This window comes from Streptomyces sp. NPDC058864 (assembly GCF_042742985.1).
Classification (GTDB): domain Bacteria; phylum Actinomycetota; class Actinomycetes; order Streptomycetales; family Streptomycetaceae; genus Actinacidiphila.
Genome location: NZ_JBHYMQ010000002.1, coordinates 106,629 through 121,521, shown reverse-complemented (window position 1 = coordinate 121,521; position 14,893 = coordinate 106,629). Strand labels below are relative to the sequence as shown.

General features: G+C 71.5%; 12 protein-coding genes. All 12 read left to right on the top strand.

The genetic code is table 11. The features are described from left to right. Window positions 1-194: 194 nt before the first annotated feature. Complete coding sequence (gene folC, locus ACFW3D_RS02195) at window positions 195-1,682, top strand: bifunctional tetrahydrofolate synthase/dihydrofolate synthase (RefSeq protein WP_500500713.1); 1,488 nt, start codon at window positions 195-197, stop codon at window positions 1,680-1,682. Between the two features lie 24 nt (window positions 1,683-1,706). Further along, window positions 1,707-2,042, top strand: coding sequence for a DUF4233 domain-containing protein (locus ACFW3D_RS02190; RefSeq protein ID WP_500500350.1), 336 nt, complete (start codon window positions 1,707-1,709; stop codon window positions 2,040-2,042). A 95-nt stretch (window positions 2,043-2,137) separates the two neighbouring features. Continuing rightward, window positions 2,138-2,551, top strand: coding sequence for a nucleoside-diphosphate kinase (gene ndk, locus ACFW3D_RS02185; protein ID WP_500500348.1), 414 nt, complete (start codon window positions 2,138-2,140; stop codon window positions 2,549-2,551). 315 nt (window positions 2,552-2,866) lie between these two features. After that, window positions 2,867-3,886 (top strand): rod shape-determining protein, encoded by a 1,020-nt coding sequence (locus ACFW3D_RS02180; protein ID WP_500500711.1) that lies wholly within the window; start codon window positions 2,867-2,869, stop codon window positions 3,884-3,886. Window positions 3,887-4,008: 122 nt separating this feature from the next. Then, on the top strand, window positions 4,009-4,956 hold the full coding sequence (mreC, locus tag ACFW3D_RS02175; RefSeq protein WP_500500347.1) for a rod shape-determining protein MreC: 948 nt from the start codon (window positions 4,009-4,011) through the stop codon (window positions 4,954-4,956). Next, on the top strand, window positions 4,953-5,561 hold the full coding sequence (gene mreD, locus ACFW3D_RS02170; RefSeq protein ID WP_500500345.1) for a rod shape-determining protein MreD: 609 nt from the start codon (window positions 4,953-4,955) through the stop codon (window positions 5,559-5,561). The genes mreC and mreD overlap by 4 nt, the downstream gene beginning before the upstream one ends. 85 nt (window positions 5,562-5,646) lie before the next feature. After that, entirely contained in the window at window positions 5,647-7,857 is a 2,211-nt protein-coding gene (gene mrdA / locus ACFW3D_RS02165; RefSeq protein WP_500500343.1) for a penicillin-binding protein 2, read from the top strand. Beyond that, window positions 7,854-9,050, top strand: coding sequence for a rod shape-determining protein RodA (rodA, locus tag ACFW3D_RS02160; RefSeq protein ID WP_500500341.1), 1,197 nt, complete (start codon window positions 7,854-7,856; stop codon window positions 9,048-9,050). The genes mrdA and rodA overlap by 4 nt, the downstream gene beginning before the upstream one ends. 60 nt (window positions 9,051-9,110) lie before the next feature. Further along, window positions 9,111-10,646 carry a CYTH and CHAD domain-containing protein gene (locus tag ACFW3D_RS02155; RefSeq protein ID WP_500500339.1) on the top strand — a complete coding sequence of 512 codons (1,536 nt, stop codon included), beginning with the start codon at window positions 9,111-9,113 and terminating at the stop codon, window positions 10,644-10,646. A gap of 126 nt (window positions 10,647-10,772) precedes the next feature. Then, window positions 10,773-12,698, top strand: a complete 1,926-nt coding sequence (locus ACFW3D_RS02150) for a TIGR03960 family B12-binding radical SAM protein (protein WP_500500338.1) — start codon at window positions 10,773-10,775, stop codon at window positions 12,696-12,698. Between the two features lie 202 nt (window positions 12,699-12,900). Further along, window positions 12,901-13,914, top strand: a complete 1,014-nt coding sequence (locus tag ACFW3D_RS02145) for a hypothetical protein (RefSeq protein ID WP_500500336.1) — start codon at window positions 12,901-12,903, stop codon at window positions 13,912-13,914. 102 nt (window positions 13,915-14,016) lie between these two features. Continuing rightward, entirely contained in the window at window positions 14,017-14,790 is a 774-nt protein-coding gene (locus ACFW3D_RS02140; protein ID WP_500500335.1) for a TIGR03936 family radical SAM-associated protein, read from the top strand. The last annotated feature ends 103 nt before the right edge of the window (window positions 14,791-14,893 follow it).

Genomic DNA, 14,893 nt, shown 5'->3' with positions numbered 1-14,893 from the left:
GGGGCGGGCGCGGTGGCCCCCCCCCCCCACCCCCCGCGCGCGAGGCGCGCGGCGGGGGGGGGGGGGGGGGGGGGGGGGGGCCCCCCCCCCCCCCCCCCCCCACGCCCCGGGTCGATCTGCCCGCTTCGTACAATGAGCTCGTGAGCTATCCGCGCCCCGAGAACGACGAACCCCTGTCCGATCCGCTGGCCGCGATGGGCCTCGGCGGCGACGACGAGGACGAAGCCGGTACCGACTCCGGCCGTGAGGCCGATCTGGCGGTGATCGAGGCGGGCAGCCGTACCCTCCGGGCCGGGGGACCGGTGCCGCAGGACGACGGCGTCCCCGCCCGCCCCGCCGACCCGGAGGTCGACAAGGCCCTCCGCGAGGTCGAGGCGGAGCTCACCGGACGCTGGCCGGAGACGAAGCTGGAACCGTCCCTGGACCGGATGAGCGCGCTGATGGACGTCCTGGGCGAGCCGCAGCGGGCCTATCCCTCGATCCACATCACCGGCACCAACGGCAAGACCAGCACGGCCCGCATGATCGAGCAGCTGCTGCTCGCCTTCGACCTGCGCACCGGCCGCTACACCAGCCCGCACGTGCAGTCCGTCACCGAGCGGATCAGCCTCGACGGCCGCCCGATCGCGGCGGAGAGGTTCATTGAGACCTACCGCGACCTCAAGCCGTACGTGGAGATGGTGGACGCCTCCCAGCCGTACCGGATGTCGTTCTTCGAGGTGCTGACCGGCATGGCGTACGCCGCCTTCGCCGACGCCCCGGTGGACGTGGCCGTCGTCGAGGTCGGCATGGGCGGCAGCTGGGACGCGACCAACGTGGTGGACGGCACGGTCGCCGTCGTGACCCCGATCGACCTGGACCACACCGACCGCCTGGGCGGGACGGCGGGCGAGATCGCCGTGGAGAAGAGCGGGATCGTCAAGAAGGACGCCACCGTCGTGCTGGCCCAGCAGCCCGTGGAGGCGGCCCAGGTGCTGCTGAAGCGGGCCGTCGAGGTGGACGCGACGGTCGCCCGGGAGGGCATGGAGTTCGGCGTCGTGCACCGCGAGGTGGCCGTCGGCGGGCAGATGCTGACCCTGCGCGGCCTGGGCGGGGAGTACGAGCAGGTCTTCCTGCCGCTGCACGGTGAGCACCAGGCCCACAACGCGGCCGTGGCGCTCGCCGCGGTGGAGGCCTTCTTCGGCATCGGCACCCTGCACGCCCGCACCCTCGACGTCGACACCGTCCGCACCGCCTTCGCCAACGTGACCTCCCCGGGCCGGCTGGAGGTCGTGCGCCGCAGCCCCACCGTCGTGCTGGACGCGGCGCACAACCCGGCGGGGGCCCGGGCGGCGGCCGGCGCGGTGGGCGAGGCCTTCGGCTTCACCCACCTGGTGGGCGTGGTCGGGCCGAGCGGGGACAAGGACGTACGGGGCGTGCTGGAGGCCTTCGAGCCGGTCTTCGCCGAGGTCGTGGTGACCCAGAACTCCACCCATCGCGCGATGGACGTGGACGAGCTGGCCGCGCTCGCGGTCGAGGTCTTCGGCGACGAGCGTGTGCAGGTCGAGCCCCGGCTGGACGACGCGATCGAGGCGGCCGTGACCCTCGCCGAGGAGCAGGGCGAGTACTCCGGCGCCGGGGTGCTGATCACCGGATCGGTGATCACCGTGGGAGAGGCCCGGCTGCTGCTGGGCCGCAAGTGACGAGCGGGAAGCGGAACCAAGCGGATGCGGACCCTGTGCGCGAGCACCCTGATCGGTGAGTTCTTCGTGATCGGCTTCGCCGGTCTGGTGGCGATGAAGCAGCCGGAGCTGACGACCGGCACGGTGTGGACGGTCAGCGGCATCGCCATGGCCCTGTGCGTGCTGCTGTGCGGCATGCTCGGGCGGCCCGGCGCCCTGGCCGTCGGCTGGGTGCTGCAGGCCGGCCTGATCGCGAGCGGCTTCGTCGTCCCGGTGATGTTCTTCCTCGGTGCGGTCTTCGCCGGCCTGTGGTGGGCGGCCGTCCACTTCGGCAGGAAGGTCGACGAGGCCAAGGCGGCGCGCGCCGCGCAGCCGGCCTGATCGCACCCGCCCGGCGCGGGCCGAGGGGGTGCCGTGGGCCGTGGAGATCCCCGGTAATGTCGTCGTACCCGCACCCCGCACATAGGAGTCACACCGTGTCCCAGCGCACCCTCGTCCTTCTCAAGCCGGACGCCGTACGTCGCGGCCTGGTCGGCGAGATCCTCGGCCGCATCGAGCGCAAGGCGGGCTGGAGCATCACCGCGCTGGAGCTGCGCACGCTCGACCGCGCGATCCTCGAGCAGCACTACGCCGAGCACGTCGGCCGGCCCTTCTACGAGCCGCTGGTGGAGTTCATGGCCTCCGGTCCGGCCGTCGCGCTGGTCGTCGAGGGGGAGCGGGTCATCGAGGGGCTGCGCGCGCTGGCCGGCCCGACCGATCCGATCGCGGCCGCCCCCGGTTCGATCCGCGGCGACTTCGGCACCATCGTCCGGGAGAACCTGATCCACGCCTCGGACTCCGAGGGATCCGCCGAGCGCGAGATCAAGATCTTCTTCCCCGGCCTGGCCTGACCCTCCACGGCGTTTCGCCCCGAATCCGCCGCTGACGCCCGATCAGCTCAACGGGTGGCCGGAAATTTCCCGGTCGCCCGAAGGCATATGCCGGGGGTTCGGGGGAACCAATTCCGCCGACACGGCGTCACCATTGCTGAGGACAGCTGTGTGTTCTGATGACAATGGCGGCGGAACCCTGACCCCGTGCCCTGTCGGGCGCGACTACGATGGAATCTCCGCTCCTCCGGCTCAGCGCACAGCAGCGCACCCGCCGTGCTCACCCCCACATCGCTCCAGCTCGGGAAGGCCAGACGTATCCTCATGGCGAACAACATGTCGTTCATCGGCCGTGACATGGCTGTCGACCTCGGCACCGCCAACACGCTGGTGTACGTCAGGGGTCGCGGGATCGTCCTCAACGAGCCATCCGTCGTCGCCATCAACACCAACACGGGCGGCATCCTGGCGGTCGGCTCCGAAGCGAAGAAGATGATCGGCCGGACCCCCGGCAACATCGTCGCGGTCCGTCCTCTCAAGGACGGGGTGATCGCGGACTTCGAGATCACCGAACGCATGCTGCGCTACTTCATCCTCAAGATCCACAAGCGTCGCTACCTGGCGCGCCCCCGCGTCGTGGTCTGCGTCCCCTCCGGCATCACCGGGGTCGAGCGCCGTGCCGTCATCGAGGCCGCGACCCAGGCCGGCGCGCGCCAGGTGCACATCATCGAGGAGCCCATGGCCGCCGCGATCGGCGCCGGGCTCCCGGTCCACGAGGCGACCGGCAACATGGTCGTCGACATCGGCGGCGGCACCACCGAGGTCGCCGTCATCTCGCTCGGCGGCATCGTCACCGCGCAGTCCATCCGGGTGGCCGGTGACGAGCTGGACAACGCGATCATCCAGCACATCAAGAAGGAGTACAGCCTCCTGCTGGGCGAGCGCACCTCGGAATCGATCAAGCTCACCATCGGTTCGGCCTTCGCGGTCGACAAGGAGGAGCACACCGAGATCCGCGGCCGCGACCTGGTCTCCGGCCTGCCCAAGACGGTGGTCATCTCGGCCGCCGAGGTGCGCAAGGCGATCGAGGAGCCGGTCAACGCCATCGTCGACGCGGTCAAGACGACCCTCGACAAGTGCCCGCCCGAGCTGTCCGGCGACATCATGGACCGCGGCATCGTCCTGGCGGGCGGCGGCGCGCTGCTGCGCGGCCTGGACGAGCGGCTGCGCCACGAGACCGGCATGCCGATCCACATCGCCGAGTCGCCGCTGGACTGCGTGGCCCTCGGCGCCGGCAAGTGCGTCGAGGAGTTCGAGGCGCTGCAGCAGGTCCTGGACGCGCAGCCGCGCAGATGAGTCCTCACGGTCCGTCGTACGGGTGAAGTCCCGCCCGTACGCCGGATCGTTCTACTTCCCGGGACGGCCCATCGGGCCCACGGGCTCACACGCTCTGACGAGGAAGGCACGGACTGGCCCCCGTGAGGGACACACGAGAGAGCCGGCTTCTGCTGGTACTGCTGGTGGCGATCGCATTCGCGCTGATCACCGTCGACATCCGCGGCGGTGAGGACTCACCGCTGGACGGCGCCCGGTCCGCCGCGGCCGCCGTCTTCGGCCCCGTCGAGGACGGGGTCGCGGCCGCGGTCGACCCGGTGGACAATGCCGTGGACGCGGTACGCGACTCCGGCGACCGCAGCAGCCGGATCAGCGAACTGGAGCGGGAGAACGCCGAGCTGAAGCAGCAGCTCGGCAGCAAGGACGTCACGCGCGAGCGGGCCCGCGAACTCGACAAGCTGCTCAAGCTCGCCGGAGCCGGTCAGTACCGGGTCAAGGGCGCGCAGGTCATCGCGATAGGAGCCGCCCAGGGCTTCTCCTGGACGGTCACCATCGACTCCGGTGCCAACGACGGCATCCAGCGCGACATGACGGTGGTCAACGGGGACGGCCTGGTCGGCCGGGTCACCACCGTCGGCCCGTCCACCTCGACCGTCCTGCTCGCCTGCGACCCGGACTTCACGGTCGGCACGCGACTGGAGAAGTCCTCCGAGCTCGGCTTCGCCACCGGCCAGGGCAACCGGCCGATGCGGGTGCAGCTCCTCAACGGCAAGGCCCATGTGAAGCAGGGTTCCCGCCTGGTCACCTTCGGTTCGCAGGCGGACAAGCCCTTCGTCCCCGGCGTGCCGGTCGGCACGGTCGCCAAGGTCGACCGCGCGGGCGGCGGCCTCACCCGTACGGTCGAGGTCACCCCGTTCGTCGGCTTCACCAAGCTCGACATCGTCGGTGTCGTCGTCCAGGGCCCCCGCAAGGACCCCCGCGACTCGGTGCTGCCCGCCGGGCCGAAGCCGGTCCCGACGGTCACCGTCACGGCCACGCCGAGCGTGAGCCCCTCTCAGTCCTCGCTCTACGGACAGGAGGAGGTCCGATGAAGCGCGCTCTGCTCGCCACCGGCCTCGTGGTCGCCGGAATGGTCCTCCAGGTGTGCGTCCTGGCCCGCCTCCACCTGCCCGGTGCCGTTCCCGACCTGCTGCTGCTCGTCGTCCTGGGCCTCGCACTGACGTACGGCCACGTCGCCGGCTGCCTCATCGGCTTCGGCGCCGGCCTGCTCGCCGACCTCGCCCCGCCCGCCGACCACGCCGCGGGCCGCTACGCCCTCGTGCTGTGCGTCGTCGGCTACATCGCGGGCCTGGTCAAGCCCGACGGCGGCCAGTTGCGTTCGGCCACCCGGCCGATGCTGGTCGTGGTCGGCGCCGCCATCGGCTCCACGGTGCTCTACGCGGCCGTGGGCGCCCTCGTCGGCGACACCGCGGCCCAGCACGTGGGCCTGGGCAAGCTGCTGTTCACCGCCGCCCTGTACGACCTGCTGCTCGCGCCGTTCACCGTGCCGTGGATCATGGCGCTGGCCCGCAGGTACCAGGGCGACACGCTCGCGGAGGACGCCTCCGGCCCCGGCTTCGGTGCCCGCATCGGCGGCCAGCGCTCGGGCCTGCTGGGCCGGGTGGGGAGCGTCGCCAAGGGAGGACGGCGCTTGTGAGCGGCGCACACGAGGCCGCCGGGCCGCGGCCGACGACGAAGCGCGCGCTGTCGTGCCGAGTGGGCGGAGAAGCGGGAGTGGCGGCGTGAGCAACATCCCCGAGACGGGTCGGACGCCGCGCGTCACGATCCGGCTGGTGGTCCTGCAGATCCTCGTCCTGTCCCTGTTGTTCACCCTCGGCGGGCGGCTGTGGTTCCTGCAGATCCGCAACGGCCAGGAGTACACGGCGCAGGCCAACAGCAACAACGTGCAGGAGGTCGTCGCGCCCGCCGTCCGCGGGTCGATCCTGGACGACAAGGGAGTGGCGCTCGCCGACAACGAGACCCGGCTGGTGGTCTCCGCGAGCCGCACCGACCTGCTGAAGCAGAAGGACGACGGCAAGGCGGTGCTGACCCGGCTCGCCGCCGTGCTGCACATGAAGCCGGAAGAGGTCCAGGGCAAGGTCCGGCTCTGCGACTCGCAGACCCCCAAGCCCTGCTGGAACGGTTCGCCGTACCAGCCGATCCCCATCACCGACGAGGCCACCACCCAGCAGGCGCTGCAGATCATGGAGCGCCGTGAGGACTTCCCCGGCATCACGGCGGAGCCCACCGCGGTGCGCCGCTACACCTCGCCCTTCGGGTCCAACACCTCCCAGGTCCTCGGTTACCTCTCGCCCGTGACGGACGACGAGCTGACCGCGGCGGAGAAGGAGGGCCGGTCGCTGCTGCGCTCGGACCAGATCGGCCGTTCCGGCCTGGAGCGCACCTACGACAGCGAACTGCGCGGCAAGGCCGGTGTCACCCGCTACGAGGTGGACAACCTCGGCCGGGTCATCGGCAAGGCGGGCGAGACCGCCGCGGAGCCGGGCAGCCACCTGGTCACCAGCATCGACGCCCGCGTCCAGGCGGTCGCCGAGAAGGAGCTCAACGAGGCGATGAAGGTCGCCCGGCAGACCTTCGACAAGGTCACCGGCAGCCTCTACAAGGCGGATTCCGGCGCGGTCGTCGTCATGGACGTGCACACCGGCCAGGTCATCGCGATGGCCAGCGCCCCCACGTACGACCCGAACGTCTGGGTCGGCGGCATCTCCGCCAAGGACTACGCCAAGCTGACGGGCAAGAAGTCCAACTTCCCGCTGCTCAACCGGGCCATACAGGGTCAGTCGGCCCCCGGTTCGACCTTCAAGGCGATCTCCACCTCGGCCGCGGTGAAGGCCGGCTACGACATCAACGGGCGCTACCCCTGCCCGTCGTCGATGACCATCGGCGGCCGGGTCTTCAACAACTTCGAGGGCGAGAGCGCCGGTTCCATCACGCTCGCCCACGCCCTGGAGATCTCCTGCGACACCGTGTTCTACGGCCTGTCGTACGACCAGTGGCTGAAGGACGGCGGCACCAAGCCCAAGAAGCACCCCAAGGACTGGTTCTACAAGACCGCCAAGGAGTACGGCCTCGGCTCGGTGACCGGCATCGACCTGCCCTCCGAGGTGCCCGGCCGGATCCCGGACCGGCAGTGGAAGCGGGACTACTTCGAGGCCAACAAGGACTACTGGTGCAAGGTCGCCAAGAGCGACAAGCAGGACTACGCCAGCCAGATCGCGCGCGAGAACTGCGTCGACGGCTACGTGATGCGCGCCGGTGACTCGGTCAACTACGCCATCGGCCAGGGCGACACCCTCGTCACCCCGATCCAGATGGCCAACATCTACTCGGCCATCTCCAACGGCGGCACGCTCTACCAGCCCACCATCGGCAAGGCGATCATCAGCGCCGACGGCAAGAAGGTCACCCGGATCAAGCCGAAGGTGAACGGCAAGGCCCCGGCCACCAAGAAGACGCTGAAGTACATCAACGAGGCCCTGGAGGGCGTCGTCACCCACGGTACGGCCGCCTGGCGGTTCGGCGGCTGGCCGCAGGACAAGATCCCGCTGCACGCCAAGACGGGTACCGCGGAGGTCGCCGGCAAGCAGACCACCTCGTGGTTCACGACGTACAGCAAGGACTACGCGGTCGTCATGACCATCTCCCAGGGCGGTACCGGATCCGGCGGTTCCGGTCCGGCCGTCCGCAAGATCTACGAGGCCATGTACGGCGTCCAGAAGGACGGGGCGATCGACAACAAGAAGGCGCTGCTCCCGCACCCGCTGAGCAAGCTGCCGAAGATCGACTCCGACGGCGCCATCCGGATCACCAAGGCCTCCTGGGCCGACGTTCCGCAGGTGCCCGCCGCGCCGCAGGGCACCGTGCTGGCGACCGCCGCGCTGCCCCCGGACCGCACCGAGAAGCTCCTGTCGGGCAGGAGGTACCGGTCATGAGCGCACAGGGCTACGCGGTGCGGCGCTTCACCCCGGAGCGCGGCACCCTCGGCAAGCTCCTGGCCCGGGACTCGATAGTGCGCCGGATGGACTGGCTGCTGCTCGGTGCCGCCCTCGCGCTGTCCCTGATCGGCACGGCGCTGGTGTTCTCCGCGACGCGCAACCGCACGGAGCTCACCCACGGGGACCCGTACTACTTCCTGCTGCGGCACATGCTCAACACCGCCATCGGCTTCGCCCTCGCCGCCGGCACGGTGGCCCTGGGCCACCGCCGGCTGCGGGGCGCGGTGCCGGTGCTCTACGCCATCTCGGTGCTGCTGGTGACCGCGGTGCTCACCCCGCTGGGCTCCACGGTCAACGGCGCCCACGCGTGGATCGTGCTGGGCGGCGGCTTCTCGCTGCAGCCCTCCGAGTTCACCAAGATCACCATCATCCTGGGCATGGCGATGATGCTGTCCGCGCGGGTCGACGCCGGCGACCGGCTCTTCCCCGACCACCGGACGGTCGCCCAGTCGCTGGGCTTCGCCATACTGCCGATGGCGATCGTCATGCTGATGCCCGACCTCGGGTCGGTCATGGTGATGGCGGTCATCGTGCTCGGCGTGCTGCTGGCCTCCGGCGCCTCCAACCGCTGGGTCCTCGGCCTGATCGCGGCCGGCGCGGGCGGCGCGATCGCGGTCTGGCAGCTCGGCGTCCTGGACCAGTACCAGATCGACCGCTTCGCCGCCTTCGCCAACCCCGCCCTCGACCCCGCGGGCGTCGGCTACAACACCAACCAGGCGCGCATCGCCATCGGCTCCGGCGGACTGCTCGGCAAGGGCCTGTTCGAGGGCAGCCAGACCACGGGGCAGTTCGTGCCCGAGCAGCAGACGGACTTCGTCTTCACCGTGGCGGGGGAGGAGCTCGGTTTTGTGGGGGCCGCCCTGATCATCGTGCTGCTGGGCGTGATCATGTGGCGCGGCTGCCGCATCGCCCGCAACGCCACCGACCTGTACGGCACGATCATCGCGGCCGGCATCGTCGCCTGGTTCGCCTTCCAGTCCTTCGAGAACATCGGCATGACCCTCGGCATCATGCCCGTGGCGGGTCTGCCGCTGCCGTTCGTCTCGTACGGCGGATCGTCGATGTTCGCGGTCTGGATCGCGATCGGGCTGCTGCAGGCCATCCACATGAAGCGGCCCATGTCGGCCTGATCGCGCCCACCGGGTGAACGCACCATTGCGGTGGGGCGAACCCGCGATTAGGTTCCTGACATGGGGAAGCGTGTCGCGGAGACCGAGCGCAAGTACGAGGCCGCCGAGCAGACCGGTGAGCCCGATCTCGAAGGTCTGCCCGGGGTCGCGGCGGTGCGCGTCCTGGAACCGGCCGAACTGGACGCCGTCTACGTCGACACCTCCGACCTGCGGCTGGCCACCCACCGGATCACGCTGCGCCGCCGCACCGGCGGCGACGACGCGGGCTGGCACCTGAAACTGCCGAGCTCGCAGGCCGACACCCGCACGGAGGTGCACGCACCCCTCGGCAAGCAGGGCCGCAAGGGTGGCCCCAGGGTCCCCAAGTCCCTGCTCGCCGAGGTCGCCGCGATCGTCCGCGACCGGGAGCTCGTCCCGGTCGTGCGGCTGCGCAACACCCGCAAGCGGGTGCACCTCGTCGACTCCCAGGGCGCCCCCCTGGTGGAGATCGCCCACGACCACGTCCGCGCCACCGTCCTCGACCACGGCGACGGGGCGGAGAGCACCTGGACCGAGGTCGAGACCGAACTCCTGGACGGCGACACCGCCCTCCTCGACGCCGTCGAGAAGCGGCTGCGCGCGGCCGGACTGCGGCGCTCGAAGTCCCCCTCGAAGCTCGCCCGCGCCCTCGGAGAGCGGCTGGCCTCGGCGCCCCGGCCACCGCAGCCGCCGTCCTCGCACCGCACCGCCGGGGACGTCGCCCTGGCCTACGTGCACGAGCAGGTGGCCGCGATCACCTCCTGGGACCCGGAGGTCCGCCGCGACGAGCCGGACTCCGTCCACCAGATGCGGGTCTCCACCCGGCGGCTGCGCAGCGCCTTCAAGTCCTTCCGCCGCGAACTCGACCGCGAGGCGACCGATCCCATCGGAGACGAGCTGAAGTGGCTCGCCGGGGTGCTGGGCCTGGAACGTGACCGCGAGGTCCTCGCCGACCGCCTCCGCGACCGCGAGGCCGAACTGCCCGGGGAACTCGTCACGGAGGTCCTCACCGCGCGCATCGGCGGCGATGCCCCCGTCCACGAAGGCGCCCGCAAGGAACTCCTGCGCGAACTCGGGGGCGGGCGCTACTTCCGGCTCCTGGACACCCTGGAGTCACTGCTGGCGGACCCGCCCCTGCTCGACGCGGCCGCGGCACCCGCGGCCGACGCAGTCCCCGAGGCCGTGCGCCGCGACCACCGGCGGCTGCGCACCCGCGTCGAATCGGCCCTGGGGATGGAACCCGGCCACGAGCGCGACCTCGTCCTCCACGACGCCCGCAAGGCCGCCAAGCGCGCCCGCTACAGCAGTGAGGCGGCCCAGGCCGTCCCGGCGCTGCGCAAGCCCGCCAAGAAGCACACCAAGCGCATGAAGGACGTCCAGCAGCTCCTCGGCGAGCACCAGGACAGCGTCATCTGCCGCGACGCCGTCCTCCGCCTCGCCTCGGACGCCCGCGAGGCCGGCGAGGACACCTTCGCGTACGGCGTGCTCTACCAGCTGGAACGCGACCGCGCCGCCGCCGCCGAGCGGCAGCTCCCGGAGGACTGGCCCAGGGCCGACCGCGGCAAGCTGGCCGGCTGAGCCGGCCGAACCGCCCCGGGACGAGGGTCCCGGGGCGCCCGGTGCCACACGGAGCGCGGCGGGGAAGCCCCCTGTGACGCGTTACGCTGAATGGTCACCCTTGCCAGCTCACGAAAGACACCTCTGATGCCTGTCGAGTCGGTCTTCCCCCAGCTCGAGGCCCTGCTGCCGCATGTGCAGAAGCCGATCCAGTACGTCGGCGGGGAACTGAACTCCACCGTCAAGCCCTGGGACGAGTGCGACGTCCGTTGGTCCCTGATGTACCCGGACGCCTACGAGGTCGGGCTGCCCAACCAGGGCGTCATGATCCTCTACGAGGTGCTCAACGAGCGCGAGGGGGTCCTCGCGGAGCGCACGTACAGCGTGTGGCCGGACCTCGAGGCGCTGATGCGCGAGCACGGCGTACCGCAGTTCACCGTGGACGCGCACCGCCCGGTCAAGGCCTTCGACGTCTTCGGGCTGAGCTTCTCCACGGAGCTCGGCTACACCAACATGCTCACGGCCCTGGACCTCGCGGGCATCCCGCTGGCGGCCCGGGACCGCACCGAGGACGACCCGATCGTGCTCGCCGGCGGCCACGCGGCCTTCAACCCGGAGCCCATCGCGGACTTCCTCGACGCCGCCGTGATCGGCGACGGCGAGCAGGCCGTCCTGGAGATCACCGACGTGATCCGCGCCTGGAAGGCCGAGGGGCGCCCCGGCGGCCGCGACGAGCTGCTGTTCCGGCTGGCCCGCACCGGCGGGGTGTACGTGCCGAAGTTCTACGACGTGGAGTACCTGGCCGACGGCCGCATCGCCCGCGTCGTCCCCAACCGCTCCGGCGTGCCGTGGCGGGTGTCCAAGCACACCGTCATGGACCTGGACGAGTGGCCGTACCCCAAGCAGCCGCTGGTCCCGCTCGCCGAGACGGTCCACGAGCGCATGTCCGTGGAGATCTTCCGCGGCTGCACCCGCGGCTGCCGCTTCTGCCAGGCCGGCATGATCACCCGCCCGGTGCGCGAGCGCAGCATCACCGGCATCGGCGAGATGGTCGACAAGGGCCTGAAGGCCACCGGGTTCGAGGAGGTCGGCCTGCTGTCGCTGTCCTCCGCCGACCACTCCGAGATCGCCGACGTCGCCAAGGGCCTCGCCGACCGGTACACGGAGGACAAGATCGGCCTGTCCCTGCCCTCCACCCGAGTCGACGCCTTCAACATCGACCTGGCCAACGAGCTGACCCGCAACGGCCGCCGGTCGGGCCTGACCTTCGCCCCCGAGGGCGGCTCCGAGCGCATCCGCAAGGTCATCAACAAGATGGTCTCGGAGGAGGACCTGATCCGCACCGTCGCCACCGCCTACGGCAACGGCTGGCGCCAGGTGAAGCTGTACTTCATGTGCGGTCTGCCCACCGAGACCGACGAGGACGTCCTGCAGATCGCCGACATGGCGAAGAACGTCATCCAGAAGGGGCGCGAGGTCACCGGCCAGAACGACATCCGCGCCACGGTGTCGATCGGCGGCTTCGTGCCCAAGCCGCACACCCCGTTCCAGTGGGCCCCGCAGCTCGGCGTCGAGGAGACCGACGCCCGGCTGGAGAAGCTGCGCGACGCCATCCGCGGCGACCGGAAGTACGGCCGCAACATCGGCTTCCGCTACCACGACGGCAAGCCCGGCATCATCGAGGGCCTGCTCTCCCGCGGCGACCGCCGCGTGGGCGCCGTCATCCGCGCCGTCTACGAGGACGGCGGCCGCTTCGACGGCTGGCGCGAGCACTTCTCCTACGACCGCTGGCTCCGCATGTGCGAGAAGGCGCTCCCGGAGCAGGGCGTCGACCTCGACTGGTACACCACGCGCGAGCGCACCTACGAGGAGGTCCTGCCCTGGGACCACCTGGACTCCGGCCTCGACAAGGACTGGCTCTGGGAGGACTGGCAGGACGCCCTCGACGAGACCGAGGTCGAGGACTGCCGCTGGACGCCGTGCTTCGACTGCGGGGTGTGTCCCCAGCTGGACACCCACATCCAGATCGGCCCGACGGGCAAGAAGCTGCTTCCGCTGACCGTGGTGAAGTAGCCGGACGCGGACACGAAGGCCCCCGCCGCACGGCGGGGGCCTTCGTGCGTACGGGGGAGCGGAACGACCGTCAGGCCGGCTTCGCGGCAGGGCGGTTGATGCCGGGGCCGGGGCGCGCGTCGTCGGCTCGCGCCGCCCGCGGGGAGGCCGGGTTCCGTCTCCGGGAGGGGGGAAGGCGCGCTTCCGGGCGTACGGTTCGGGCATGCGTGAACGGGGGGACGCCGGCGGGTACGGCGGGAACGGGGACGGCTGCCTGACGGTGGCGATCAGGATGCCGGCGCGGATCGTCGCGCTGGCGGTGGTGCTTCCGCTGCGTATCGCGTGGGACGCCCTGACGGTGGCGGGCCGGGCCCTGGGGCGGTTCGGGAAGTGGCTGGTCCGGGTGCTCTTGGTCGCCCCGGCGGTGGCGCTGTGGCGGTACGTACTGGCGCCGGTGGGACGGGCCGTCGGGTGGGCGGTGGGCGGGCTGGTCCGGTACCTGGTCGTGGTCCCGGCGGTGGCGCTGTGGCGGTACGTACTGGCGCCCGCCGGGCGGGCCGTGGGGGCCGCCGTGGGGTGGGCGGTCTCCGTGCTGGTCGTCCTGCCGGTGGCAGCGCTGTGGCGGTACGTGCTGCTCCCGCTGGGCCGGGCGTCCGGCGCGGGGGTGGTGTGGGTGCTCCGGACGCTGGTGGTGGTGCCCTTGGCGGCGCTGTACCGCCATGTCCTGGTGCCGGTGGCCGCCGGGGCGGCCTGGCTGGCCCGGTGGGCGGTGCGGGTGCTCGTCGTGGTTCCGGCGGTCGCGCTGTACCGCCATCTCCTGGTGCCGGTGGCCGCCGGGGCGGCGTGGCTGGCCCGGTGGGCGGTCGTGGCCCCGCTGCTCCTCCTGTGGCGCCGGGTTCTCGTGCCGGTCGCCCGGGAGATCCGGGACGCCCTGCTGGTGGCCTGGCGCGTGGCGGGGTATGTGTCGCGCGCCGTGGGGCGAGCGCTGAAGTGGCTGGTCACCGTGGTCCTGGTGGTGCCGGTGGGCTGGGCGTGGCGCACTGTGGTGCTGCCCGTGTGGCGGCCGGTGCGGCGGGCCGTGGCCGAGACGCGCCGGTCGGTGCGTGACGCGCTGGCCGCGGTGCGGGAGACCGTGCGCGGGGTGCGGGCCGATCTGCGTACCGCCCTGACCGGCGCGCCGCGACCGGTGGAGCGCGATGGGCGCCGTGGGGCACCGGAAGGCCGGAACCCCCAGTAACCTGGAAGATGACAAACAACCCCGTCCGGGGTGACCAGACGCACGAGGGACTGAACGACACTGGGCAAGCGACAGCCCGAAGGCCCGCCGCCCGCACCCGCGGTGCAGCGCATCCGACTGCGCTACACCAAGCGCGGCCGCCTCCGGTTCACCAGCCACCGCGACTTCCAGCGCGCATTCGAGCGGGCTCTGCGCCGCGCCGAGGTGCCCATGGCGTACTCGGCGGGCTTCACCCCGCACCCCAAGGTGTCGTACGCAAACGCCGCACCCACCGGCGTGGCGAGCGAGGCCGAGTACCTGGAGATCGCGCTCGCGGAGGCCCGTGAGCCGGAGAAGCTGCGCCTGCTGCTGGACGAGTCGCTGCCGGCCGGACTCGACGTGGTCGATGCCGTCGAGGCCCGTACCTCGGGGCTCGCCGAGCGGCTGGGGGCGTCCGTGTGGCAGCTGCGGCTGGACGGTGTGGAGCAGGCGGTGGCCGAGCGGGCCGTGGCCGCGTTCCTCGCCGCCGGGACCATCGAGGTCCAGCGCATGACGAAGAACGGCGTGCGGACTTTCGACGCGCGCGAGGCCGTCATCCGGCTCGAAGCGGTTGATCCGCAGGTGGCCGGGGCCCAGGACGGCATGTTCGAACAGGGTGCCGATAGGCCGACACCAGGAGCTTGTGCGATACTGCGGCTGGTTGTTCGGCATGTGACACCTGCCGTACGACCCGACGACGTCCTGTCCGGCCTCCGTGCGGTGGCCGACCTCGCGCCGCCGGTCCCCGCTGCGGTGACCAGGCTGGCGCAGGGGCCGCTCGACGAGGAGACCGGCACGGTGACCGATCCGCTCGCGCCCGACCGCGATGCCGCGACGGTGCCGGAGGGTTCCGCCTAGGACCGTTGTCGTTGTGCGGCCGACGCATCTGGGGAAACCCGGGTCCGGCAGCACGCATCAGACGAGACTTTCGTCGGCCCGCCAGGGCGGTGCCGACGAGCTA